The sequence below is a fragment of the Pseudomonas sp. Tun-23181 genome, assembly GCF_057415455.1.
The window spans coordinates 3,017,632-3,041,122 of the sequence record NZ_CM171630.1 but is presented as its reverse complement, the minus strand read 5'-3'; the positions used below and the strand labels follow the sequence as shown (position 1 = coordinate 3,041,122).

Here is a 23,491-nt window from a genome sequence, read left to right as displayed (position 1 = left end):
TGATAGGGCCGCTTGCCCGGCCCATCAATCGCGCAGCGCTGGCAGTGCTTGTTGCAACCAACTCGGCAGACGGGCGCGCAGCGACTGGCTGAGCTGCTCGCGGCGCTTCTGGTAAAGCAGCCCCAGGCCGATCACGCCAAGGCCGATCAAGGTCAGCACCAGCGGGAACAGCAGCGAGTCGGCGAACACCTCGTAGGAGAGGTAGCCGAGGTAAGCCGCCACGCCCATGGCGCCGAACACCATGAACACCGGCCGGCGCAGTAGCACCGCCAGCCCCATCAAGCCAAGGTTGACCAGGCAGTAGAGGGCCTTGCCCAGCTCGCTGTCGCTGTTCATCAGCGTCAGGCCTCCCCAGAATGCCGCCAGCCCGGCCAGGTAGCCCCAGAAGGCATAGTCCCTACGGGTGCGGCCATCCACCACGACGAACACCAGCAGCAGGGCCAGGCTGAACCATAGCGATACCGTGCGCCGCTGCTCCCAACTGAATGGCGAGCCAAAGAACCATTCGCTCAGGTCCATGGACATGAACCACAGGGCCACGGCGATCGGCATCACGATGAACGGGAAGGGCACCAGGCGCAGCATCAGCAGCCCGGCGAGCACCGTGGCCGCTTCCATCAGCAACCAGCCACCTTGGACGTAGGTGTAGTACTGGTGGTAGTCGGCTTGGGTGTCGTCCAGCGGCCACCAGCCCAACATGCGCTCGATGGCGAACACTGCCAGTGGCACGATGCTTACCGCGACCGCAGCCAGCACCCCGGCAGCGATGGGTTGCTGGCGCCGCAGCAATGCCATGGCGAAGCCTGTCAGCAGGACGATATACAACAGTGCAATGGCCAGCAGGGCCGAGTCGCCGATGCGCATCCAGGCTTCGGTAAGCAGCCAGCCCATGGCGCCCATGATCAGCAGCGCGCCGAAATAGAAGGCCACATGGGCCAATTGAAAGGTGCCACGGTTTTCCGGCTGCTGGCGCAAGAACGCCAGCAGCGCCTGCTCCTGGCCCGGCTGGAGAATGCCGGCGTCCACGGCACGCGCCAGGTCCTTGGCGTCGAAACGTTCCGTCATGGCCGTGCCCCTAGATGCGATAGGTGCTCTTGGTCATCACCTTGGCCATCAGGCTCATGCCCAGGCGCACCGGTGCGGGGAAGCGGTAGCCGCCGGCCTCGAGGGCGGATTCGGCGTGCTGCTCCTCGTCCACGCGCATCTGCTCGAGGATGGCGCGGGATTTCTCGTCTTGCGGGGGGATCTGCTCCAGGTGTTCGTCCAGGTGCTTGCAGACTTGGTGCTCGGTGGCCGCGACGAAGCCCAGGCTGACCTTGTCGCTGACCAGGCCGGCGAGGGCGCCGATGCCGAACGACATACCGTAGAACAGCGGGTTGAGCACGCTCGGGTGGCTGCCCAGCTGGCGGATGCGCTGCTCGCACCAGGCCAGGTGGTCGACCTCTTCCTCGGCGGCATGCTCCATGGCCTTGCGTACCTGCGGCAGCTTGGCGGTCAACGCCTGGCCCTGGTAGAGCGCCTGGGCACATACCTCGCCGGTATGGTTGATGCGCATCAGGCCGGCGATATGGCGGGTCTGGGCTTCGTCCAGCTCGGCGTCCGGTTGCACGATGGCCGGGGAGGGACGAGAAGGTTGGCCGCTGAAGGGCAGCAAGGTGCGCATGGCGGTATCGGCCTGCAGCAACAAGCGGTCGAGCGGCGAGTAGTGACGTTCGGTAGCCATCGGGCACCTCCGCTAGAGTGTGCCCGACAGTTTACCGCAATCGGCGGGGAGGGGGTTGCCCTGGATCAGCCCGGCGGCCAGTGCATCTGGCGTTGGCCGAGCACATGCATGTGGATGTGGTAGACGGTCTGGCCGCCCAGCTCGTTGCAGTTCATGACCACCCGGAAGCCTTCCTCGCAACCTAGCTCCTTGGCCAGGCGCTGGGCAGTGAACAGGATGTGGCCGGCCAGGCCCTTGTCCTCTTCGGTCAGGTCGTTGAGGGTGCGGATGGGCTTTTTCGGGATGACCAGAAAATGCACAGGCGCCTGGGGGGCGATATCGTGGAAGGCCAGAACCTGGTCGTCCTCGTAGATGATCTTCGCCGGGATCTCCCGGTTGATGATCTTGGTGAAGAGAGTCTCCACAGCACTTGCTCCATGGTGAGGGTCCGGGCCGAGTGTAACCAGCGCGGCGCCGCTCGCCCAGTGGCTATTCGGCGCCGAGCGGGCAGTAGCGACGATGGATCATCCCGGCCAGCTTGCGCGTCAGCCAGTGCGGCAGCAGGCGTGGCAGGAAGGCCAGCCAGCGGTTGCGCCGTCCGGGTACGATCAGGGCACGGTTCTTGTCCAGGGCGCGCACGGCATGCAGCGCCACCTCTTCCGGGCTCAGGCAGCGGCTGGAGCCTTCCAGTCTGGGGATGCGTCGCCGTGGCGAACGCACCGGGCCAGGGCACAGCACCGACACCTTGATCCCGGTGCGCCCGAGCTCTTCGCGCAGGGCTTGGGAGAAACTCACCACGTAGGCCTTGCTCGCCGCATAGCTGGCCATCCAGGGGCCGGGGGCGAAGCTGGCGAGGGATGCGACATTGAGGATCTGTCCGCCGCCCTGCACGGCCATCAGGTTGCCGATGGCGTGGCACAGGCGGGTCAGGGCGAGAATGTTGACCTCCAGCAGGTCCTGCTCATCCGCCCATTCGTGGGCCAGGAACGGCCCGTAGGCGCGTTGGCCGGCGCAGTTGACCAACAGGTCGATGCGCCGTTCACCTTCTTCCAGTTCGAGCACGAAGCCGGACAAGCGCAAAGGCTGGCTCAGGTCGCAGGCGCGGAACAGCACCTCGACACCGAAACGCTGGGTCAGCTCCATGGCCACCGGCTCGAGGGTCTCGCGATGGCGTGCCACCAGGATCAGGTTGCGCCCGCGCCGCGCCAGGGCTTCCGCCAGGGCCAGGCCCAGGCCGCTGGAAGCACCGGTGATCATGGCGTAACGGGTCATGCAAGGCTCCTGGAGCGGCGGACGGGGCGCCTAGTGTACAGCGTGGCCCGGCAAGGTGTTGCCTTTTGCTACAGGGCCCGGTCGTGCAGTCGATGGCTGTGTGCCAGGGCCTCGCGGTATTCGCCCTGCAGGCGTTCGATCAGTGCGCCAGCGCTGGGCAGGTCGTGGATATCGCCGACCCCCTGGCCAGCGGACCAGACCGTTTTCCAGGCTTTCGCCTCATCATCCAGCGGTTTGAGACGGGCCTGCTCATGGCTGGCCTTCAGCGCGTCCATGTCGTAGCCGGCCTGCTCCAGGCTCTGGCGCAGGAAGCTGGCGGGCACGCCGGACACGGCAGGGGTATGGATGATGTCGGCAGCGCGGGCCTCCAACAGCATCTGCTTGTAGGCATCTTGGGCCTGGCTCTCGGTGGTGGCGATGAAACGGGTGCCCATGTACGCCAGGTCGGCTCCCAGCAGTTGGGCGGCGAGGACCTGGTGGCCATGGTTGATGCAGCCCGCCAGCAGCAGCGTCTTGTCGAAGAACTGGCGGATCTCGGCCACCAGGGCGAGCGGGCTCCAGGTCCCGGCGTGCCCCCCGGCACCTGCTGCCACGGCGATCAGGCCGTCTACCCCGGCCTCGGCGGCTTTCTCCGCATGGCGGCGGGTCGTGACGTCATGGAATACCAGGCCGCCATAGCCATGCACCGCATCCACCACCTCCTTCACGGCGCCCAGGCTGGTGATGACGATGGGCACGCGGTGTTCGACGCACAGGGCCAGGTCGGCCTGCAGGCGCGGGTTGCTGGGGTGGACGATCAGGTTGACCGCGTAGGGTGCCGCTGTCGGCAAGCTGGCGAGGCCGTCCTCGATCTCTTCCAGCCACGCCTTGAAGCCGCTACTGTCGCGCTGGTTCAAGGCAGGAAAGCTGCCCACCACGCCACTGCCGCAGCAGGCCAGTACCAGCCGGGGATTGGAAATCAGGAACATCGGTGCGGCGACCACCGGCAGGCGCAGGCGTTGTTCGAGCGAGGCGGGCAAGGGCATGGCGGGGCTCCTGTCAGGGGATGGTTGGGCTCAGAACGGTTTGACCACCACGAGAGTCACGATGCCCAGCAGCAACAGCACCGGCACTTCGTTGAACCAGCGGTAGTACACATGGCTGCGGGTGTTGTTGCCGGCGGCGAAGCGCTTGCGCTGGGCGCCGCACATGTGATGGTAGACGGTCAGCAGGATGACCAGGGTGAGCTTGGCATGCAGCCAGCCCTGGCTGAGCCAGCCCGGGGTGAGGTAGAGCATCCAGATGCCGAAGACATAGGTGGCGATCATCGCGGGGTTCATGATGCCGCGAAAGAGCTTGCGCTCCATCGTGACGAAGCGCTCCTGGCTGATGTTGTCCTGGCTTTGCGCGTGGTAGACGAACAGCCGGGGCAGGTAGAACAGTCCGGCGAACCAGCAGACCACGCTGACGATGTGCAGCGCCTTGATCCATAGATAGAGCATGGAGGGAGTTCCTTCAGGTTTTCACGGTCGTCAGATAGTAGAGGCCAAGCGCCCGAAGGGTCACCCCAAGAGTTGTTACAGGCGGCTCGCACCCCTATTATCGTGCGTTTTCCAGTCGGCTCGTTGATAAGGGGCAAGCGTTATGATCAAGGTCGGTATCGTCGGCGGCACGGGTTACACCGGCGTCGAACTGTTGCGTCTGCTGGCACAGCATCCACAGGCCGAGGTGGCGGTCATCACGTCGCGCTCCGAGGCCGGTGTGGCGGTAGCCGACATGTACCCGAACCTGCGTGGCCACTATGACGGCCTGGCCTTCAGCGTGCCGGACAGCAAGGCCCTGGGCGCCTGCGACGTGGTGTTCTTCGCCACGCCCCACGGTGTTGCCCACGCCTTGGCCGGCGAGCTGCTGGCGGCCGGGACCAAGGTCATCGACCTGTCCGCCGACTTCCGCCTGCAGGACGCCGTGGAGTGGGGCAAGTGGTACGGCCAGCCCCACGGTGCGCCGGAGCTGCTCAAGGATGCGGTATACGGCCTGCCCGAGGTCAATCGCGAGAAGATCCGCCAGGCCCGTCTGATCGCCGTGCCTGGCTGCTATCCGACGGCCGCCCAGCTGGGCTTCCTGCCGCTGCTCGAAGCCGGCCTGGCTGACCCGTCACGCCTGATCGCCGACTGCAAGTCGGGTGTCAGCGGCGCCGGCCGGGGTGCTTCGGTGGGCTCGCTGTTCTGCGAGGCGGGCGAGAGCATGAAGGCCTACGCGGTCAAGGGCCACCGCCACCTGCCGGAAATCAGCCAGGGCCTGCGCCAAGCCGCGGGCAAGGACGTCGGCCTGACCTTCGTGCCGCACCTGACCCCGATGATCCGTGGCATTCACGCCACGCTCTATGCGACCGTCGCCGACACCTCGGTCGACCTGCAGGCCCTGTTCGAGAAGCGCTACGCGGACGAGCCGTTCGTCGACGTGATGCCGGCCGGTAGCCACCCAGAGACCCGTAGCGTGCGTGGTGCCAATGTCTGCCGCATCGCCGTGCATCGTCCCCAGGGCAGTGACTTGGTGGTGGTGTTGTCGGTGATCGACAACCTGGTCAAGGGCGCTTCCGGCCAGGCGGTGCAGAACCTGAACATCCTGTTCGGCCTGGACGAACGCATGGGCCTGTCGCACGCCGGTCTGCTGCCCTGACAGCAGCCGCAAGCTGCAAGTGAGTGTTCCGCGTTCAGCTTGAAGCTTGCGGCTTACGTATTGTTGACCGATTTTCTCGGAGAAGCGGATAATGCGCGTCATCGAGTTTTATGGCGGCACTGCGCCGGGAGAATCAACATGAGCGTCGAAACCTTCACCCCCACCGCTTTGGAATTCACCCAAGGGGCTGCGCAAAAGGTGAAGACCCTGGTCACCGAAGAGGGCAATGATCGTCTGAAGTTGCGCGTGTTCGTGACGGGCGGTGGTTGCTCCGGTTTCCAGTACGGCTTCACCTTCGATGAGGAAGTGGCCGAGGACGACACCGTGGTCGAGCGCGAAGGCGTGTCCCTGGTGGTCGATCCGATGAGCTTCCAGTACCTGGCAGGCGCCGAAGTGGACTACCAGGAAGGCCTGGAAGGTTCGCGCTTCGTGATCAAGAACCCCAACGCCGCCACCACCTGCGGCTGTGGTTCCTCGTTCTCGATCTGAGCCTTGCCGTTGGCATGAAAACGCCGCGCGATTGCGCGGCGTTTTGCTTTGTGGGGTGGGTCAGGCCGGATAGATGGCGCCGAGTATGCGCAGGCCCTGGGCGCCGGTGACACTGGGGCGGTTGCCGGGGATTCGCTCGAGGCAGCAATGGGCCAGCCAGGCGAAGGCCATGGCCTCGACCCAGTCGGGATCGACCCCATGGGCGGCGGTGCTGTCGACCTTGGCGGCCGGCAGCAGCTCGGCCAGGCGGCGCATCAACGCGCCATTGCGAGCCCCGCCACCGCAGACCAGCAGTGCTTCGGTGTTCGCCTGGGCGCCGTTCAGCGAGTTGACGATGCTGCGTGCAGTGAGTTCCAGCAGGGTGGCCTGGACATCTTCGTCCCGACAAGGCGGCAGTGCCGACAGATGGGCATCCAGCCACGGCAGGTTGAAGACTTCGCGGCCGGTGCTCTTGGGGCCGGTGCCGGCAAAGAACGGGTCCGCCAGCAGGCTGGCGAGCAGGCCAGGGTTCGGCGTGCCGCTGGCCGCCCAGGCGCCATCGGCGTCATAGGCCTGGCCACGCTTGCGTTCGATCCAGGCATCGAGCAGCACATTGCCCGGCCCGCAGTCGAAGCCGCGGACCGGTTTGTCATGCTCGATCAGGCTGAGGTTGCTGAAACCGCCCACGTTGAGTATCGCCACGCGCTGGCCCAGATGAGCGAACAGTGCCTCATGGTAGGCAGGCACCAGCGGCGCGCCCTGGCCACCGGCGGCAACGTCGCGGCGGCGGAAGTCGCCGACCACGCAGATCCCGGTGAGCTCGGCCAGCAGGGCGGGGTTGCCGATCTGCACGGTGAAGCCGCGTATCGGTTCATGACGGATGGTCTGCCCATGGCTGCCGATCGCACGGATGGCATCGGCCTGCAGGCCCTGGCTGAGCAAGAGATGGCGCACGCCTTCGGCTGCCAGCCTGGCCCAGCGGTTTTCTGCCAGTGCGGCGCGGGCGATCTCGTCGGGGCCGCTGGCGCAAAGGGCCAGCAGGTCCTGGCGCAGGTCCGAGGGCATGGGGGTGTAGTGGGTGGCGAGCAGTTGGTGCTGCTCGCCCTGTTCGATCAGGGCGATGTCCAGGCCGTCGAGGCTGGTACCGGACATCACCCCCAGGTAGAGCGCCATGGGCTCAGCGCTTGTTCGCGGCGAGCAGGGTGGCCTTTTCCTGGTCCATGCGGGCGATCAGGGGTTGGCTCTGTTGCAGGAAACGCTGGCGCTCGGACTTGGCGATCGGGTCGGCCATGGGCACTTTCTGGCTCAGAGGATCGACGTGCACGCCATTGACCTGGAACTCATAGTGCAGGTGCGGCCCGGTGGACAGGCCGGTGGTGCCGATGTAGCCGATGACCTGGCCTTGCTTGACCGAACTGCCGGTCCTGATGCCCTTGGCGAAGCCCTGCATGTGACCGTAGAGGGTCTTGTAGGTATTGCCATGGGCGATGATCACGGTGTTGCCGTAGCCGCCGCGGCGCCCCGCCAGGAGCACCTTGCCGTCGCCGGCGGCCTTGATCGGCGTGCCTCGCGGTGCGGCGTAGTCGACGCCTTTGTGGGCGCGGATCTTGTTCAGGATCGGGTGCTTGCGCCCATTGGAGAAGCGCGAGCTGATGCGGGCGAAGTCCACCGGGGTGCGGATGAAGGCCTTGCGCAGGCTCTTGCCGTCGGCGGTGTAGTAGCTGGTGTTGCCCTGCTTGTTGGTGTAGCGCACGGCGGTGTAGGTCTTGCCGCGGTTGGTGAAGCGGGCGGACAGGATGTTGCCGGTGCCGATCACCTTGCCGTCCATGATCTTCTGCTCGTAGACCACGTCGAATTCGTCGCCCTGGCGGATGTCCTGGGCGAAGTCGATGTCGTAGCCGAGGATGCGTGCCATGTCCATGGTCATGCTGTGGGACAGGCCCGCGCGTTGCGCGGAAGCCGACAGGGAACTCTTGATGACCCCGTGGGCGTAGGCGGTGCGTACCACTGGTTTGCTGACTTCGCGAGCGAAGCTGTAGCCCTTGGCGGTGCGGGTCAGGCGAATGCTCTCGAGGCTGCTGACCTTGCTGTGCAGGCTGGCCAGCTGGCCGTCCTTGTCGAACTCGAACTGCAGCACCTGACCATGCTTGAGCTGGCTGAACTGCTTGGCCTGCTTGCTGCTGGCCAGTACGTCATGGACCACGTTGGCGGGCAGGCCGACCTTGGCGAACAGGGTGGACAGGGTATCGCCACGGGCGACCGTGACTTCACGGTGGCCGGGGTCCTTCTCCTCGACCGCAGGGGCCTGCTCGGCGGTCTGCTCGGCCGGTGGTTCGGCGGTGTCGATCTGGGCGAAGGGCGAATCCTGGCTGCCCTTGGCCTGTACCAGTGGGGCTGCCTTGGACGCGTCCTGCAGCTGCTCGGCCGGGCTTTCCAGCTCCAGGCTCAGCGTGGTTTTCTTGGCTTCGACCTCGCTGGAGGGGAATACCAGCAAGGCCAGGCTGAGGAGGGCGGCGATGCCGCTGGCGGCCAACAAATGGCTTTTCGGATAAAGCGGGGGCGCTTTAGGCGTTTCGTTGGTCATAGGTGAAGTGACTTTGAAAAAGGTGAAAAGGAAAAGATGAATGACATGATGAAGATGAAATAACTGTATAAAATATAACCAAATCCATTTTCACGCAAGGGCGCGTAGACGCCGCGACACGCCGTTCGGGTCACATTCCTTTGCAAAACTTGTATTTGATGGCCGATCTTGTATGGTTGGCTCCCCTTGAATCTGAGCCTTGCGGGTCTGTCATATGAAGTCGGTTGAAGAGCAGCTGGCGCTTATCAAGCGCGGTGCGGAAGAGGTGTTGGTCGAGTCGGAACTGGCGGAGAAGCTCAAGCGCGGCCAGCCTCTGCGTATCAAGGCGGGCTTCGATCCGACCGCTCCAGACTTGCACCTGGGCCACACGGTGCTGATCAACAAGCTGCGCCAGTTCCAGGACCTTGGCCATCAGGTCATCTTCCTGATCGGTGACTTCACCGGCATGATCGGTGACCCGAGCGGCAAGAGCGCCACCCGCCCACCGCTGACCCGCGAGCAGGTCCTGGAGAATGCCGAGACCTACAAGCAGCAGGTGTTCAAGATCCTCGACCCGGCCAAGACCGAGGTCGCGTTCAATTCCACCTGGATGGACAAGCTGACGCCGGCCGACTTCATTCGCCTGGCTTCGCAGTACACGGTTGCCCGCATGCTCGAGCGCGACGACTTCGACAAGCGCTACAGCAGCAATCAGCCCATCGCGATCCACGAGTTCCTCTACCCGCTGGTGCAAGGCTATGACTCGGTCGCGCTCAAGGCCGACGTCGAGCTGGGTGGCACCGACCAGAAGTTCAACCTGCTGATGGGACGAGAGCTGCAGCGGGCTTATGGCCAGGAAGCGCAGAACATCGTGACCATGCCGCTGCTCGAGGGGCTCGACGGCGTGAAGAAGATGTCCAAGTCGCTGGGTAACTATGTGGGTATCCAGGAGGCGCCTGGGGTGATGTACAGCAAGCTGGTGTCGATCCCGGACACGCTGATGTGGCGTTACTTCGAGCTGCTGAGCTTCCGTTCGATGGAAGAGATCGACCAGTTCCGCGCCGATGTCGAGAACGGCGCCAACCCGCGCGATATCAAGATCAAGCTGGCGGAGGAGATCGTCGCCCGCTTCCATGGTGAAGAGGCAGCAGCCAGCGCTCATCGTGCGGCAGGCAACCGTATGAAGGATGGCGAACTGCCTGAGGATCTGCCGCAGGTCGAGGTGGCGGCGGCCGAAGACATGCCGATCGCTGCGGTCCTGAACAAGGCAGGGCTGGTGAAGAACTCGGCTGCTGCTCGTGACCTGCTTAATGCAGGGAGTGTGAAGGTCGATGGCGCTGTGGTCGATCGTGGCTTCGTCTTTGCCCTGGGGACGACCCATGTGTGCCAGGCGGGCAAGAAGGCTTTTGCGCGCATTACCTTGAAGGCAGAGTAAGGGTAGCTTTATCTCTGAAGACGGGGAGGCCAGTAGGCCTCCCCGTTTTGTCTGTGCTGTGCTCTTTATTTAAAGATTTATGAAAATAACGGTTGACGGGGTTTCGAATCCCCTTATAATGCGCCCCACTTCCGACGTAGTCGAAACGAAAAACTCCTTGATATTCAACGAGTTGAACGCTTCAGGTCGTGTCGGAAGGGCTTCGGTCCCTAGATCGGCAGCGGTGCAAAAGGCAGTTGACAGCAGGCGGTAACGCTGTATGATTCGCCTCCCGCTACGAGCGATCGCAGCGAGTCAAGTGGTTGAAGTGAAACGAAAAACTTCAAAACAAACGCTTGACAGACTCTGAGGAAAGCGTAGAATGCGCGCCTCGGTTGAGACGAAACGCTCTTGACCAAACGCTCTTTAACAATCGAATCAAGCAATTCGTGTGGGTGCTTGTGAGTACGGACTGATAGTCGCCAAGATTATCAGCATCACAAGTGGCCATATGAGAAATCACATAGTCATTTGAGATTGCTGAGCCAAGTTTAGGGTTACTTAAAAACCCAAGCAGTATTGAACTGAAGAGTTTGATCATGGCTCAGATTGAACGCTGGCGGCAGGCCTAACACATGCAAGTCGAGCGGATGAAGTGAGCTTGCTCATGGATTCAGCGGCGGACGGGTGAGTAATGCCTAGGAATCTGCCTGGTAGTGGGGGACAACGTTCCGAAAGGGGCGCTAATACCGCATACGTCCTACGGGAGAAAGTGGGGGATCTTCGGACCTCACGCTATCAGATGAGCCTAGGTCGGATTAGCTAGTTGGTGGGGTAATGGCTCACCAAGGCGACGATCCGTAACTGGTCTGAGAGGATGATCAGTCACACTGGAACTGAGACACGGTCCAGACTCCTACGGGAGGCAGCAGTGGGGAATATTGGACAATGGGCGAAAGCCTGATCCAGCCATGCCGCGTGTGTGAAGAAGGTCTTCGGATTGTAAAGCACTTTAAGTTGGGAGGAAGGGCAGTAAGCGAATACCTTGCTGTTTTGACGTTACCAACAGAATAAGCACCGGCTAACTCTGTGCCAGCAGCCGCGGTAATACAGAGGGTGCGAGCGTTAATCGGAATTACTGGGCGTAAAGCGCGCGTAGGTGGTTCGTTAAGTTGGATGTGAAAGCCCCGGGCTCAACCTGGGAACTGCATCCAAAACTGGCGAGCTAGAGTACGGTAGAGGGTGGTGGAATTTCCTGTGTAGCGGTGAAATGCGTAGATATAGGAAGGAACACCAGTGGCGAAGGCGACCACCTGGACTGATACTGACACTGAGGTGCGAAAGCGTGGGGAGCAAACAGGATTAGATACCCTGGTAGTCCACGCCGTAAACGATGTCAACTAGCCGTTGGAATCCTTGAGATTTTAGTGGCGCAGCTAACGCATTAAGTTGACCGCCTGGGGAGTACGGCCGCAAGGTTAAAACTCAAATGAATTGACGGGGGCCCGCACAAGCGGTGGAGCATGTGGTTTAATTCGAAGCAACGCGAAGAACCTTACCAGGCCTTGACATGCAGAGAACTTTCCAGAGATGGAGAGGTGCCTTCGGGAACTCTGACACAGGTGCTGCATGGCTGTCGTCAGCTCGTGTCGTGAGATGTTGGGTTAAGTCCCGTAACGAGCGCAACCCTTGTCCTTAGTTACCAGCACGTCATGGTGGGCACTCTAAGGAGACTGCCGGTGACAAACCGGAGGAAGGTGGGGATGACGTCAAGTCATCATGGCCCTTACGGCCTGGGCTACACACGTGCTACAATGGTCGGTACAGAGGGTTGCCAAGCCGCGAGGTGGAGCTAATCTCACAAAACCGATCGTAGTCCGGATCGCAGTCTGCAACTCGACTGCGTGAAGTCGGAATCGCTAGTAATCGCGAATCAGAATGTCGCGGTGAATACGTTCCCGGGCCTTGTACACACCGCCCGTCACACCATGGGAGTGGGTTGCACCAGAAGTAGCTAGTCTAACCTTCGGGAGGACGGTTACCACGGTGTGATTCATGACTGGGGTGAAGTCGTAACAAGGTAGCCGTAGGGGAACCTGCGGCTGGATCACCTCCTTAATCGAAGACATCAGCCTGCTGATGAGCACCCACACGAATTGCTTGATTCCTTGAAGAAGACGATGTGACGCGACCCTGTGATAGGTCTGTAGCTCAGTTGGTTAGAGCGCACCCCTGATAAGGGTGAGGTCGGCAGTTCAAATCTGCCCAGACCTACCAATTTGTTGTGGTGCAGCCTGTATACGGGGCCATAGCTCAGCTGGGAGAGCGCCTGCTTTGCACGCAGGAGGTCAGCGGTTCGATCCCGCTTGGCTCCACCATGTTGCCGTTACCTGCAGAACTTAGAAATGAGCATTCGTGAATGAATGTTGATTTCTGACTTTTGTCAGATCGTTCTTTAAAAATTCGGATATGTGATAGAAAGACTGATGACGCACTTTCACTGGTGTGGCATCAGGCTAAGGTAAAATTTGTGAGTTCCGCTCGAAAGAGCGACATGCGAATTTTCGGCGAATGTCGTCTTCACAGTATAACCAGATTGCTTGGGGTTATATGGTCAAGTGAAGAAGCGCATACGGTGGATGCCTTGGCAGTCAGAGGCGATGAAAGACGTGGTAGCCTGCGATAAGCTTCGGGGAGTCGGCAAACAGACTGTGATCCGGAGATCTCTGAATGGGGGAACCCACCTAGGATAACCTAGGTATCTTGTACTGAATCCATAGGTGCAAGAGGCGAACCAGGGGAACTGAAACATCTAAGTACCCTGAGGAATAGAAATCAACCGAGATTCCCTTAGTAGTGGCGAGCGAACGGGGACCAGCCCTTAAGCTGGCTTGAGATTAGTGGAACGCTCTGGAAAGTGCGGCCATAGTGGGTGATAGCCCCGTACACGAAAATCTCTTGTCAGTGAAATCGAGTAGGACGGAGCACGAGAAACTTTGTCTGAACATGGGGGGACCATCCTCCAAGGCTAAATACTACTGACTGACCGATAGTGAACCAGTACCGTGAGGGAAAGGCGAAAAGAACCCCGGAGAGGGGAGTGAAATAGAACCTGAAACCGTATGCGTACAAGCAGTGGGAGCCTACTTTGTTAGGTGACTGCGTACCTTTTGTATAATGGGTCAGCGACTTATATTCAGTGGCGAGCTTAACCGAATAGGGGAGGCGTAGCGAAAGCGAGTCTTAATAGGGCGTTTAGTCGCTGGGTATAGACCCGAAACCGGGCGATCTATCCATGGGCAGGTTGAAGGTTAGGTAACACTGACTGGAGGACCGAACCGACTACCGTTGAAAAGTTAGCGGATGACCTGTGGATCGGAGTGAAAGGCTAATCAAGCTCGGAGATAGCTGGTTCTCCTCGAAAGCTATTTAGGTAGCGCCTCATGTATCACTGCTGGGGGTAGAGCACTGTTTCGGCTAGGGGGTCATCCCGACTTACCAAACCGATGCAAACTCCGAATACCAGCAAGTGCCGAGCATGGGAGACACACGGCGGGTGCTAACGTCCGTCGTGAAAAGGGAAACAACCCAGACCGTCAGCTAAGGTCCCAAAGTCATGGTTAAGTGGGAAACGATGTGGGAAGGCTTAGACAGCTAGGAGGTTGGCTTAGAAGCAGCCATCCTTTAAAGAAAGCGTAATAGCTCACTAGTCGAGTCGGCCTGCGCGGAAGATGTAACGGGGCTCAAACCATGCACCGAAGCTACGGGTGTCACTTAGGTGACGCGGTAGAGGAGCGTTCTGTAAGCCTGTGAAGGTGAGTTGAGAAGCTTGCTGGAGGTATCAGAAGTGCGAATGCTGACATGAGTAACGACAATGGGTGTGAAAAACATCCACGCCGAAAGACCAAGGTTTCCTGCGCAACGTTAATCGACGCAGGGTTAGTCGGTCCCTAAGGCGAGGCTGAAAAGCGTAGTCGATGGAAAACAGGTTAATATTCCTGTACTTCCGGTTATTGCGATGGAGGGACGGAGAAGGCTAGGCCAGCTTGGCGTTGGTTGTCCAAGTTTAAGGTGGTAGGCCGAGATCTTAGGCAAATCCGGGATCTCAAGGCCGAGAGCTGATGACGAGTGCTCTTTAGAGCGCGAAGTGGTTGATGCCATGCTTCCAAGAAAAGCTCCTAAGCTTCAGATAACCGGGAACCGTACCCCAAACCGACACAGGTGGTCGGGTAGAGAATACCAAGGCGCTTGAGAGAACTCGGGTGAAGGAACTAGGCAAAATGGCACCGTAACTTCGGGAGAAGGTGCGCCGGCGAGGGTGAAGGACTTGCTCCGTAAGCCCATGTCGGTCGAAGATACCAGGCCGCTGCGACTGTTTATTAAAAACACAGCACTCTGCAAACACGAAAGTGGACGTATAGGGTGTGACGCCTGCCCGGTGCCGGAAGGTTAATTGATGGGGTTAGCGCAAGCGAAGCTCTTGATCGAAGCCCCGGTAAACGGCGGCCGTAACTATAACGGTCCTAAGGTAGCGAAATTCCTTGTCGGGTAAGTTCCGACCTGCACGAATGGCGTAACGATGGCGGCGCTGTCTCCACCCGAGACTCAGTGAAATTGAAATCGCTGTGAAGATGCAGTGTATCCGCGGCTAGACGGAAAGACCCCGTGAACCTTTACTATAGCTTTGCACTGGACTTTGAGCTTGCTTGTGTAGGATAGGTGGGAGGCTTTGAAGTGGGGACGCCAGTTCCCATGGAGCCATCCTTGAAATACCACCCTGGCAACCTTGAGGTTCTAACTCAGGTCCGTGATCCGGATCGAGGACAGTGTATGGTGGGTAGTTTGACTGGGGCGGTCTCCTCCCAAAGAGTAACGGAGGAGTACGAAGGTGCGCTCAGACCGGTCGGAAATCGGTCGCAGAGTATAAAGGCAAAAGCGCGCTTGACTGCGAGACCCACACGTCGAGCAGGTACGAAAGTAGGTCTTAGTGATCCGGTGGTTCTGTATGGAAGGGCCATCGCTCAACGGATAAAAGGTACTCCGGGGATAACAGGCTGATACCGCCCAAGAGTTCATATCGACGGCGGTGTTTGGCACCTCGATGTCGGCTCATCACATCCTGGGGCTGAAGCCGGTCCCAAGGGTATGGCTGTTCGCCATTTAAAGTGGTACGCGAGCTGGGTTTAGAACGTCGTGAGACAGTTCGGTCCCTATCTGCCGTGGACGTTTGAGATTTGAGAGGGGCTGCTCCTAGTACGAGAGGACCGGAGTGGACGAACCTCTGGTGTTCCGGTTGTCACGCCAGTGGCACTGCCGGGTAGCTATGTTCGGAAGAGATAACCGCTGAAAGCATCTAAGCGGGAAACTCGCCTCAAGATGAGATCTCACTGGGGTCTTGAACCCCCTGAAGGGCCGTCGAAGACTACGACGTTGATAGGTCGGGTGTGTAAGCGCTGTGAGGCGTTGAGCTAACCGATACTAATTGCCCGTGAGGCTTGACCATATAACACCCAAGCAATTTGCGTGCAGCGGATTGCGGTGGTGAAGACGCAAGGCCGAAAGTTCGCAACCACAAAGATCACATATCCGAATTGGCTGGAGTGTCCATCTGGATGTTCTGGCAACAGAATTTCTTGACGACCATAGAGCATTGGCACCACCTGATCCCATCCCGAACTCAGCAGTGAAACGATGCATCGCCGATGGTAGTGTGGGGTTTCCCCATGTGAGAGTAGGTCATCGTCAAGATTCATTTCGCAAAACCCCTATCTGCGCGAGCAGGTAGGGGTTTTGTCTTTCTGGCGTCTGGCTGGGGATTGGCGGTGGCCCCATCGCTGGCAAGCCAGCTCCCACAGGTACAGCGCAGACCTGCAAGCCAGCGCCATCCCTGTGGGAGCCGGCTTGCCGGCGATTGGGCGCGAAGCGGCCCCGAAACCCCGGGCGGTCGTCTGCTAACACCCTTTACCTATGCAAGCCTTCAGGCCGTGGCTATCATGCCAGCCTTATTCCTGGTCGAGACTGGCATGCTGAAGTTGTTGAATCTCCTCAAGGATGGCCGGTTTCATTCCGGGCAGGCCCTGGGGGAAGCCTTGGGGGTGAGTCGCAGCGCTGTCTGGAAGCAGCTGCAGCACCTGGAAAGCGAATTGAACCTTGTCATTCATAAGGTGCGTGGGCGCGGCTATCAATTGGCCGTGCCCTTGACCCTGCTCGAGTCGCAGCTGATCGCCAACTATTCCGAGGGCGAGCATTGGCCGCTGTTCATCCATGAGACGATCGATTCGACCAACGCCGAGGCGCTGCGTTGCATTGCGCAGGGCCAGCCAGCCCCCTTCGTGGTGTTGGCCGAGCGGCAAAGTGCCGGTCGTGGACGACGTGGTCGACAGTGGGTGAGCCCTTTCGCCGAGAATCTCTACTACAGCCTGGTGTTGCGAGTCGAAGGCGGCATGCGCCAGCTCGAGGGCCTGAGCCTGGTGGTGGGCCTTGCTGTAATGCGCACCCTGCAGGCGTTCGGGGTGGGTGGTGTCGGCCTGAAGTGGCCAAACGACCTGTTGGTCGGAGAGTGCAAGATCGCCGGCATCCTCCTGGAACTTGTGGGAGACCCGGCAGACGTCTGCCATGTGGTACTGGGCATCGGTATCAATGTGAATATGCAGGCCAACGACCAGGTCGACCAGGTATGGACGTCGATGAAGCGTGAGACTGGCATGGCGGTCGATCGCAATCGTCTTGTCGCGTTGCTCAACCAGCAGTTGCAGCATGAGTTGGCGCGTCATCGGCGCTATGGCTTTGCAGCCTTCCAGGAAGAATGGGAGCAGGCCAACCTGTGGCAAGGTCGTAAGGTGTCTCTGATCGCCGGGAATAACCGGGTCGACGGCGTCGTGCTGGGTGTAGATGGGCAAGGCGGCTTGCGCCTTGATGTCGAGGGTGTGGAAAAGAGCTTCAGCGGTGGTGAGCTCAGTTTGAGGTTGCGGGATGATTCTTGAGCTCGATTGCGGTAACAGCTTCATCAAGTGGCGCGTGATCCATGCTTGCGATGCGACGATCGTAGGTGGAGGGATCGTTGATTCCGACCAGGCTCTCCTGGTCGCGGTGTCGGCGCTGCCTTCCCTGCGCTTGGTGGGATGCCGGATGGTGAGTGTGCGCAGCGAGGAAGAAACCGACGCACTCTGTGCGCTGCTCGGGCGAAACTTCGCCGTCCAGTCGCAGGTCGCTCAACCAGCGAGGGAGATGGCCGGCGTGCGCAATGGCTACGAAGACTACGAGCGCCTGGGGATGGACCGCTGGCTGGCCGCCCTGGGGGCCTATCACCTCGCGAAGGGCGCCTGCCTGGTCATCGACCTGGGAACGGCTGCAAAGGCTGACTTCGTGGCTGCCGACGGCTTGCACCTGGGTGGCTACATCTGTCCGGGCATGCCGCTGATGCGCAGCCAGCTACGCACTCACACCCGACGGATCCGCTATGACGACGCATCGGCGGAGCGTGCGCTGGCCAGCCTTGCCCCTGGACGCTCCACCGTCGAGGCGGTCGAGCGCGGCTGTGTGCTCATGCTCCAGGGCTTTGCGCGTACGCAGATCGAGCAGGCGCATGCGTTATGGGGTGATGATTTCGCGGTGTTCCTGACCGGGGGGGATGCGCCACTGGTGCGTGAGTCGGCTCCGCAGGCGCGCGTGGTTCCTGACTTGGTCTTCGTCGGCCTGGCAATGGCCTGCCCCTTGGATTGAGGTGTCTATGCGCTGGTTGTTTCTGCTGTTGGTGGTGCTCAACGTTGTCTATTACATCTGGCACCAGCAGGAAGCCCCCTTGAAGGTCAAGGAAGTCGCTCCGTTGTCGTTGTACAAAGGTAACCAGCAGGAAATTCGCCTGCTTCGCGAAACCGGTGTGGCGTCGCCGGCCAGGCGTCGCGACGAATGCCTGGTGATTGGTGGTCTGGCGGCCCAGGAGCAGATCGATGCGTTGCGTCAGCGCTTGTTGAGTCTGGACATTGCGACTGTTCCTGTGTCTGGCCAACTGCCAGGGGCGGACGGTCGCTGGTTGAAGGTCGCGGCGCAAAGCGAGCGTTTGCTGGAGCAAGCCGTGCTCGATAGTCTTTCCAAGGATTTCAAAGACTTAAAACATAAAATTATTTTGTGCGAGGGTATTGCAACTGGCGAATAGCTTGATAGAATGGCGCCCGCTTCGCAGGGAACACCACTGAGGTGATGGAACCGGAAGCTGCTGTCAACGTAGCTAACCTCAAGATTTTAAATGAGAAAAAGCTTGACAGCAGGACGGCAAGAGTTGAAAATGCCGCCCACACTTAGGAGGGGTTCCCGAGTGGCCAAAGGGATCAGACTGTAAATCTGACGTCTACGACTTCGAAGGTTCGAATCCTTCCCCCTCCACCAGTTTAGCGAGAGTCGTAAGCTCCGCGGGTATAGTTTAGTGGTAGAACCTCAGCCTTCCAAGCTGATGATGCGGGTTCGATTCCCGCTACCCGCTCCAGGCTTGCTGTTTTCGAAAGAGTTTCGCTCTTGTAGCTCAGTTGGTAGAGCACACCCTTGGTAAGGGTGAGGTCAGCGGTTCAAGTCCGCTCAAGAGCTCCATATAGACAAGGCAGATATGAAAATATCTGCCTTTGTTTTAATGGCGATAGTGACTTGCTTATTTCTTCCGCGGAGGATTGCCTCGATGGCCAAGGAAAAGTTCGAACGTAACAAGCCGCACGTCAACGTCGGCACCATCGGTCACGTTGACCATGGCAAGACGACCCTGACTGCTGCTCTGACCCGCGTCTGCTCCGAGGTCTTCGGTTCGGCCAAGGTCGACTTCGACAAGATCGACTCCGCTCCGGAAGAGAAAGCTCGCGGTATCACCATCAACACCGCTCACGTAGAGTACGACTCCAACATTCGTCACTACGCGCACGTTGACTGCCCGGGCCACGCCGACTACGTCAAGAACATGATCACCGGTGCTGCCCAGATGGACGGCGCTATCCTGGTCTGCTCGGCTGCCGATGGTCCGATGCCTCAGACTCGTGAGCACATCCTGCTGTCCCGTCAGGTTGGCGTTCCGTACATCGTTGTCTTCCTGAACAAGGCTGACATGGTTGACGACGCCGAGCTGCTGGAACTGGTCGAGATGGAAGTTCGCGACCTGCTGTCCACCTACGACTTCCCGGGTGACGACACCCCGATCATCATCGGTTCGGCCCTGATGGCGCTGAACGGCGAAGATACCAACGAAATGGGTACCACCGCCGTCAAGAAGCTGGTCGAAACCCTGGACAGCTACATTCCTGAGCCGGTTCGTGCCATCGACCTGCCGTTCCTGATGCCGATCGAAGACGTGTTCTCGATCTCGGGTCGCGGTACCGTTGTAACTGGCCGTGTTGAGCGTGGCATCGTCCGCATCCAGGAAGAAGTCGAGATCGTCGGCCTGCGTCCGACCACCAAGACTACCTGCACCGGCGTTGAAATGTTCCGCAAGCTGCTGGACGAAGGCCGTGCTGGCGAGAACTGCGGCGTTCTGCTGCGTGGCACCAAGCGTGACGAAGTCGAGCGTGGTCAGGTTCTGGCCAAGCCGGGTTCGGTCAAGCCGCACACCAAGTTCACCGCAGAAGTCTACGTCCTGTCGAAGGAAGAAGGCGGCCGTCACACTCCGTTCTTCAAAGGCTACCGTCCTCAGTTCTACTTCCGTACCACTGACGTGACCGGTTCCTGCGAACTGCCGGAAGGCGTCGAGATGGTAATGCCAGGTGACAACATCCAGATGGAAGTCACCCTGATCAAGACCATCGCGATGGAAGAAGGTCTGCGTTTCGCCATCCGTGAAGGCGGTCGTACCGTCGGCGCCGGCGTCGTAGCGAAAATTATTGAATAAGTAGTTGATTTCTCTCGATCAGGCCGGCATAATGGCCGGCCTGATACAGCGTTAAAGGTCAGTAGCTCAATTGGCAGAGCGACGGTCTCCAAAACCGTAGGTTGGGGGTTCGATTCCCTCCTGACCTGCCATTCACCTCGGTGTGATTGGCTTTCTTCTCACAGGATCCTCCCCGATGACTCCCAAGACTGAAGCCCAAGAATCGCGTTTTGATCTGTTCAAGTGGCTGGCTGTTGTTGCATTGGTAGTTGTTGGCGTAGTGGGTAATCAATATTACTCCGCTTCTCCGATTCTGTACCGCGTTCTCGCACTGCTCGCTCTAGCTGCTGTCGCAGGCTTCGTTGCCCTGCAGACTGCAAAGGGCAAGTCGTTCTTTGCGCTGGCGAAGGAAGCTCGTACCGAGATCCGTAAAGTCGTGTGGCCGACCCGCCAGGAAACCACTCAAACCACGCTGATCGTCGTGGTTGTCGTGTTGGTCATGGCGCTGCTGCTGTGGGGGCTCGACTCCCTGCTCGGCTGGTTGGTCTCCTTGATTGTTGGCTAAGGGTGTCCCGTGGCTAAGCGTTGGTACGTTGTGCATGCTTACTCGGGTTACGAGAAGCATGTCATGCGCTCCCTGATCGAGCGCGTCAAGCTGGCTGGCATGGAAGATGAATTCGGCGAGATTCTGGTTCCGACCGAAGAAGTCGTAGAAATGCGTAACGGCCAGAAGCGCAAGAGCGAGCGTAAGTTCTTCCCTGGCTATGTATTGGTCCAGATGGAAATGAACGAAGGGACTTGGCACCTTGTCAAGGATACCCCTCGTGTCATGGGTTTCATTGGTGGTACCGCAGACAAGCCTGCGCCGATCACCGATAAAGAGGCCGAGGCCATCCTGCGTCGCGTAGCCGACGGCAGCGACAAGCCGAAGCCGAAGACGCTGTTCGAGCCGGGTGAAGTGGTTCGCGTCATTGACGGTCCCTTCGCTGACTTCAACGGCAGTGTCGAAGAAGTTAACTACGAAAAGAGCCGGCTCCAGGTGGCAGTGCTCATTTTCGGTCGCTCTACTCCGGTGGAGCTCGAGTTCAGCCAGGTCGAGAAGGTCTAGGCGAACGACGCATCCCATACCCCGCAGCTCCATGTGCTGCGGGGTTTTGTCGTCACTGGGATAAAACGCAAGTCATCCGGGGAGCCATCTGGCGTTCGTACCCGATTTTGGAGTAGCTCATGGCTAAGAAGATTCAGGCTTACATCAAGCTGCAAGTTAAGGCCGGCCAGGCCAACCCAAGCCCACCCGTTGGTCCAGCACTGGGTCAACACGGTGTGAACATCATGGAATTCTGCAAGGCCTTCAACGCCCGTACCCAGGGTCAAGAGCCAGGCCTGCCGACTCCGGTGATCATCACTGTATACAGTGACCGTAGCTTCACTTTCGAAACCAAGAGCACCCCTGCCTCGGTTCTGCTGAAGAAAGCAGCTGGCCTGACCAGCGGTTCGGCTCGCCCGAACACTGTCAAGGTCGGTACCGTGACCCGTGCCCAGCTCGAAGAGATCGCCAAGACCAAGCAGGCTGATCTGACTGCAGCTGACCTGGACGCTGCCGTGCGCACCATCGCCGGCTCCGCCCGCAGCATGGGCCTGAACGTGGAGGGTGTGTAATGGCTAAGCTGACCAAGCGCCAAAAGGCCATTGCTTCGAAAGTCGAAGCTGGCAAGAGCTACAACATCGAAGAGGCCGCTGCCCTGCTGGCTGAACTGTCCGCCGTGAAGTTCACCGAGTCCTTCGACGTCGCTGTCAACCTCGGCGTTGACCCGCGTAAGTCCGACCAGGTCGTTCGCAGCGCCACCGTGCTGCCGCATGGCACTGGCAAGACCGTCCGCGTCGCTGTCTTCACCCAGGGTCCAGCTGCCGAAGCCGCTCTGGCTGCCGGTGCTGACCGTGTAGGTATGGACGACCTGGCTGCCGAAATGAAAGGCGGCGACCTGAACTACGACGTCGTCATCGCTTCCCCGGATGCCATGCGCGTTGTCGGCCAACTGGGCCAGGTTCTGGGTCCTCGTGGCCTGATGCCGAACCCGAAAGTCGGTACCGTGACCCCAGACGTGGCCGGCGCCGTCAAAAACGCCAAGGCCGGTCAGGTTCGCTACCGTACCGACAAGAACGGTATCATCCACACCTCCGTCGGCAAGGTCGGCTTCGAGCCTGTCAAGCTGAAGGAAAACGTTGAAGCCCTGATCGCCGACCTGAAGCGTATCAAGCCGGCTTCCGCGAAAGGTATCTACGTCAAGCGCGTCACCCTGAGCACCACCATGGGCCCAGGTCTGGTCATCGATCAGAGCTCGCTGAACGTGTAACACCATGCCGGCGCGACAGGTTCGCGCCGGCAGCAAGAGATTGGGGTCCCTGCCTGGCGGGGGCTGTCCAAGACCGTAGGCGGCGCAAGCCTTAAACCTCAAGCCTACGCAGATGGTGCTCCCGATTCGTTACCGAATCAGACACCAAAACGACATCCGGCCTCGGTCGGATGAAACGGTAAAAACCAGGAGTAAACCCGTGGCAATTAAACTCGAAGACAAGAAGGCCATCGTCGCTGAAGTCAACGAGGCTGCCAAAGTCGCTCTGTCCGCTGTCGTGGCCGATGCCCGTGGTGTGACTGTAGGCGCAATGACCGGACTCCGTAAAGAGGCCCGCGAAGCTGGCGTTTACGTACGTGTCGTACGTAACACCCTGCTCAAGCGCGCTGTTGAAGGCACCGACTACTCGGTCCTGAACGACGCGTTCAAAGGCCCGACCCTGATCGCTTTCTCCAACGAACACCCGGGCGCTGCCGCTCGTCTGTTCAAGGAGTTCGCCAAGGGTCAGGACAAGTTCGAGATCAAGGCAGCTGCGTTCGAGGGCAAGTTCCTCGCAGCAAACGAGATCGACGTACTGGCAACCCTGCCGACCCGCGACGAGGCCATCGCGCAGCTGATGAGCGTTATTCAAGGCGCTACCAGCAAGCTGGCTCGTACCCTGGCAGCTATTCGCGACCAGAAAGAAGCTGCTGCTGCCTAAGGCGGCGTGAGTACTTTCGAAATCACATGTTTAATTTGATGGCTGCGTAGGCTGTCACCCCAATACAGGAATTCATAGTCATGTCTCTGACTAACGAGCAAATCATCGAAGCGATCGGCCAGAAATCCGTTATGGAAATCGTCGAGCTGATCAAGGCGATGGAAGAAACCTTCGGTGTTACCGCTGCTGCTGCCGTTGCTGCTGCTCCTGCCGCTGGCGGCGCTGCTGCTGCTGAAGAGCAAACCGAGTTCAACGTTGTCCTGGCTTCCGCTGGCGAGAAGAAAGTCAACGTGATCAAGGTCGTTCGTGAAATCACCGGCCTGGGCCTGAAGGAAGCCAAAGAGAAAGTCGACGGCGCTCCGCAGGTTCTGCTGGAAGGCGTTTCGAAAGAAGCCGCTGAAGACGCGAAGAAGAAGCTGGAAGAAGCTGGCGCTGGCGTCGAGCTGAAGTAATCGCGACTTTGCGATCCCAGCCCGAGCGTTGAGCAAACGGCTGATGGCTGGTGGCTTATGCCACCGG

At 59.7% G+C, this 23,491-nt stretch carries 21 protein-coding genes, 6 tRNA genes and 3 rRNA genes; 22 read left to right on the top strand and 8 right to left on the bottom strand.

What is annotated here, in order from left to right; genetic code table 11:
- Window positions 1-24: 24 nt before the first annotated feature.
- From ACDI39_RS14550 to hemJ, 6 genes are all read right to left on the bottom strand, one after another.
- Entirely contained in the window at window positions 25-1,065 is a 1,041-nt protein-coding gene (locus tag ACDI39_RS14550) for a DUF2157 domain-containing protein (RefSeq protein ID WP_486536877.1), read from the bottom strand.
- Window positions 1,066-1,075: 10 nt separating this feature from the next.
- Complete coding sequence (gene coq7 / locus ACDI39_RS14545; protein WP_225786411.1) at window positions 1,076-1,723, bottom strand: 2-polyprenyl-3-methyl-6-methoxy-1,4-benzoquinone monooxygenase; 648 nt, start codon at window positions 1,721-1,723, stop codon at window positions 1,076-1,078.
- Between the two features lie 65 nt (window positions 1,724-1,788).
- A complete protein-coding gene (locus tag ACDI39_RS14540; RefSeq protein ID WP_045180357.1) occupies window positions 1,789-2,127 on the bottom strand; it encodes a histidine triad nucleotide-binding protein in 339 nt (112 codons plus the stop codon).
- 64 nt (window positions 2,128-2,191) lie between these two features.
- Window positions 2,192-2,974: an SDR family NAD(P)-dependent oxidoreductase gene (locus ACDI39_RS14535; protein WP_225786410.1), complete on the bottom strand. Its 783-nt coding sequence runs from the start codon at window positions 2,972-2,974 to the stop codon at window positions 2,192-2,194.
- A gap of 68 nt (window positions 2,975-3,042) precedes the next feature.
- Complete coding sequence (locus ACDI39_RS14530; RefSeq protein ID WP_225786409.1) at window positions 3,043-3,999, bottom strand: NAD(P)H-dependent flavin oxidoreductase; 957 nt, start codon at window positions 3,997-3,999, stop codon at window positions 3,043-3,045.
- A 30-nt stretch (window positions 4,000-4,029) separates the two neighbouring features.
- Entirely contained in the window at window positions 4,030-4,455 is a 426-nt protein-coding gene (gene hemJ / locus ACDI39_RS14525) for a protoporphyrinogen oxidase HemJ (RefSeq protein WP_225786408.1), read from the bottom strand.
- A 142-nt stretch (window positions 4,456-4,597) separates the two neighbouring features.
- On the opposite strand from hemJ, the gene argC reads away from it, so the two are divergent.
- Window positions 4,598-5,632: an N-acetyl-gamma-glutamyl-phosphate reductase gene (gene argC / locus ACDI39_RS14520; protein WP_225786407.1), complete on the top strand. Its 1,035-nt coding sequence runs from the start codon at window positions 4,598-4,600 to the stop codon at window positions 5,630-5,632.
- Between the two features lie 138 nt (window positions 5,633-5,770).
- Entirely contained in the window at window positions 5,771-6,121 is a 351-nt protein-coding gene (erpA, locus tag ACDI39_RS14515) for an iron-sulfur cluster insertion protein ErpA (protein ID WP_225786406.1), read from the top strand.
- Window positions 6,122-6,181: 60 nt separating this feature from the next.
- On the opposite strand, the gene ACDI39_RS14510 is transcribed toward erpA, so the two are convergent.
- Together ACDI39_RS14510 and ACDI39_RS14505 are read right to left on the bottom strand one after the other, a co-directional pair.
- A complete protein-coding gene (locus ACDI39_RS14510) occupies window positions 6,182-7,273 on the bottom strand; it encodes an anhydro-N-acetylmuramic acid kinase (protein WP_225786405.1) in 1,092 nt (363 codons plus the stop codon).
- A gap of 4 nt (window positions 7,274-7,277) precedes the next feature.
- Window positions 7,278-8,684: a peptidoglycan DD-metalloendopeptidase family protein gene (locus ACDI39_RS14505; RefSeq protein ID WP_225786404.1), complete on the bottom strand. Its 1,407-nt coding sequence runs from the start codon at window positions 8,682-8,684 to the stop codon at window positions 7,278-7,280.
- A 214-nt stretch (window positions 8,685-8,898) separates the two neighbouring features.
- On the opposite strand from ACDI39_RS14505, the gene tyrS reads away from it, so the two are divergent.
- From tyrS to rplL, 20 genes are all read left to right on the top strand, one after another.
- Window positions 8,899-10,098 carry a tyrosine--tRNA ligase gene (gene tyrS / locus ACDI39_RS14500; RefSeq protein WP_225786403.1) on the top strand — a complete coding sequence of 400 codons (1,200 nt, stop codon included), beginning with the start codon at window positions 8,899-8,901 and terminating at the stop codon, window positions 10,096-10,098.
- A gap of 560 nt (window positions 10,099-10,658) precedes the next feature.
- Window positions 10,659-12,195 (top strand): 16S ribosomal RNA (locus ACDI39_RS14495).
- An 82-nt stretch (window positions 12,196-12,277) separates the two neighbouring features.
- Window positions 12,278-12,354 (top strand) — tRNA-Ile (locus ACDI39_RS14490).
- A gap of 25 nt (window positions 12,355-12,379) precedes the next feature.
- Window positions 12,380-12,455, top strand: a tRNA-Ala gene (locus tag ACDI39_RS14485).
- 234 nt (window positions 12,456-12,689) lie between these two features.
- Window positions 12,690-15,580 (top strand): 23S ribosomal RNA (locus ACDI39_RS14480).
- 129 nt (window positions 15,581-15,709) lie between these two features.
- Window positions 15,710-15,825, top strand: a 5S ribosomal RNA gene (gene rrf, locus ACDI39_RS14475).
- The 16S, 23S and 5S rRNA genes sit together here with 2 tRNA genes alongside, the layout of an rRNA operon.
- 275 nt (window positions 15,826-16,100) lie before the next feature.
- Entirely contained in the window at window positions 16,101-17,060 is a 960-nt protein-coding gene (birA, locus tag ACDI39_RS14470; protein WP_225790952.1) for a bifunctional biotin--[acetyl-CoA-carboxylase] ligase/biotin operon repressor BirA, read from the top strand.
- A complete protein-coding gene (locus tag ACDI39_RS14465) occupies window positions 17,050-17,799 on the top strand; it encodes a pantothenate kinase (RefSeq protein ID WP_225790951.1) in 750 nt (249 codons plus the stop codon). The genes birA and ACDI39_RS14465 overlap by 11 nt, the downstream gene beginning before the upstream one ends.
- Window positions 17,800-17,806: 7 nt before the next feature.
- A complete protein-coding gene (locus ACDI39_RS14460; protein ID WP_486536876.1) occupies window positions 17,807-18,232 on the top strand; it encodes a hypothetical protein in 426 nt (141 codons plus the stop codon).
- A 145-nt stretch (window positions 18,233-18,377) separates the two neighbouring features.
- Window positions 18,378-18,462 (top strand) — tRNA-Tyr (locus ACDI39_RS14455).
- Between the two features lie 23 nt (window positions 18,463-18,485).
- Window positions 18,486-18,559, top strand: a tRNA-Gly gene (locus ACDI39_RS14450).
- A 25-nt stretch (window positions 18,560-18,584) separates the two neighbouring features.
- Window positions 18,585-18,660: transfer RNA gene (locus ACDI39_RS14445), tRNA-Thr, on the top strand.
- Window positions 18,661-18,745: 85 nt separating this feature from the next.
- A complete protein-coding gene (gene tuf, locus ACDI39_RS14440; protein ID WP_253079911.1) occupies window positions 18,746-19,939 on the top strand; it encodes an elongation factor Tu in 1,194 nt (397 codons plus the stop codon).
- A gap of 55 nt (window positions 19,940-19,994) precedes the next feature.
- Window positions 19,995-20,070, top strand: a tRNA-Trp gene (locus ACDI39_RS14435).
- 44 nt (window positions 20,071-20,114) lie between these two features.
- Complete coding sequence (secE, locus tag ACDI39_RS14430; protein ID WP_225790915.1) at window positions 20,115-20,483, top strand: preprotein translocase subunit SecE; 369 nt, start codon at window positions 20,115-20,117, stop codon at window positions 20,481-20,483.
- Between the two features lie 9 nt (window positions 20,484-20,492).
- Window positions 20,493-21,026 (top strand): transcription termination/antitermination protein NusG, encoded by a 534-nt coding sequence (gene nusG / locus ACDI39_RS14425; RefSeq protein ID WP_011531880.1) that lies wholly within the window; start codon window positions 20,493-20,495, stop codon window positions 21,024-21,026.
- 119 nt (window positions 21,027-21,145) lie between these two features.
- Window positions 21,146-21,577 (top strand): 50S ribosomal protein L11, encoded by a 432-nt coding sequence (gene rplK, locus ACDI39_RS14420; protein WP_070094635.1) that lies wholly within the window; start codon window positions 21,146-21,148, stop codon window positions 21,575-21,577.
- Window positions 21,577-22,272 carry a 50S ribosomal protein L1 gene (gene rplA, locus ACDI39_RS14415; RefSeq protein ID WP_225790916.1) on the top strand — a complete coding sequence of 232 codons (696 nt, stop codon included), beginning with the start codon at window positions 21,577-21,579 and terminating at the stop codon, window positions 22,270-22,272. Before rplK ends, rplA begins: the two co-directional genes overlap by 1 nt.
- A 199-nt stretch (window positions 22,273-22,471) precedes the next feature.
- A complete protein-coding gene (gene rplJ, locus ACDI39_RS14410) occupies window positions 22,472-22,972 on the top strand; it encodes a 50S ribosomal protein L10 (protein ID WP_225790917.1) in 501 nt (166 codons plus the stop codon).
- A gap of 80 nt (window positions 22,973-23,052) precedes the next feature.
- A complete protein-coding gene (gene rplL / locus ACDI39_RS14405; protein WP_225790918.1) occupies window positions 23,053-23,424 on the top strand; it encodes a 50S ribosomal protein L7/L12 in 372 nt (123 codons plus the stop codon).
- Window positions 23,425-23,491: the final 67 nt, after the last annotated feature.

Bases quoted from the DNA above. Each gene is read 5' to 3' on its own strand.
- ACDI39_RS14550 (WP_486536877.1), bottom strand. From the start codon at position 1,065: ATGACGGAACGTTTCGACGCCAAGGACCTGGCGCGTGCCGTGGACGCC.
- coq7 (WP_225786411.1), bottom strand. From the start codon at position 1,723: ATGGCTACCGAACGTCACTACTCGCCGCTCGACCGCTTGTTGCTGCAG.
- ACDI39_RS14535 (WP_225786410.1), bottom strand. From the start codon at position 2,974: ATGACCCGTTACGCCATGATCACCGGTGCTTCCAGCGGCCTGGGCCTG.
- ACDI39_RS14530 (WP_225786409.1), bottom strand. From the start codon at position 3,999: ATGCCCTTGCCCGCCTCGCTCGAACAACGCCTGCGCCTGCCGGTGGTC.
- hemJ (WP_225786408.1), bottom strand. From the start codon at position 4,455: ATGCTCTATCTATGGATCAAGGCGCTGCACATCGTCAGCGTGGTCTGC.
- argC (WP_225786407.1), top strand. From the start codon at position 4,598: ATGATCAAGGTCGGTATCGTCGGCGGCACGGGTTACACCGGCGTCGAA.
- erpA (WP_225786406.1), top strand. From the start codon at position 5,771: ATGAGCGTCGAAACCTTCACCCCCACCGCTTTGGAATTCACCCAAGGG.
- ACDI39_RS14510 (WP_225786405.1), bottom strand. From the start codon at position 7,273: ATGGCGCTCTACCTGGGGGTGATGTCCGGTACCAGCCTCGACGGCCTG.
- ACDI39_RS14505 (WP_225786404.1), bottom strand. From the start codon at position 8,684: ATGACCAACGAAACGCCTAAAGCGCCCCCGCTTTATCCGAAAAGCCAT.
- tyrS (WP_225786403.1), top strand. From the start codon at position 8,899: ATGAAGTCGGTTGAAGAGCAGCTGGCGCTTATCAAGCGCGGTGCGGAA.
- birA (WP_225790952.1), top strand. From the start codon at position 16,101: ATGCTGAAGTTGTTGAATCTCCTCAAGGATGGCCGGTTTCATTCCGGG.
- ACDI39_RS14465 (WP_225790951.1), top strand. From the start codon at position 17,050: ATGATTCTTGAGCTCGATTGCGGTAACAGCTTCATCAAGTGGCGCGTG.
- ACDI39_RS14460 (WP_486536876.1), top strand. From the start codon at position 17,807: ATGCGCTGGTTGTTTCTGCTGTTGGTGGTGCTCAACGTTGTCTATTAC.
- tuf (WP_253079911.1), top strand. From the start codon at position 18,746: ATGGCCAAGGAAAAGTTCGAACGTAACAAGCCGCACGTCAACGTCGGC.
- secE (WP_225790915.1), top strand. From the start codon at position 20,115: ATGACTCCCAAGACTGAAGCCCAAGAATCGCGTTTTGATCTGTTCAAG.
- rplK (WP_070094635.1), top strand. From the start codon at position 21,146: ATGGCTAAGAAGATTCAGGCTTACATCAAGCTGCAAGTTAAGGCCGGC.
- rplA (WP_225790916.1), top strand. From the start codon at position 21,577: ATGGCTAAGCTGACCAAGCGCCAAAAGGCCATTGCTTCGAAAGTCGAA.
- rplL (WP_225790918.1), top strand. From the start codon at position 23,053: ATGTCTCTGACTAACGAGCAAATCATCGAAGCGATCGGCCAGAAATCC.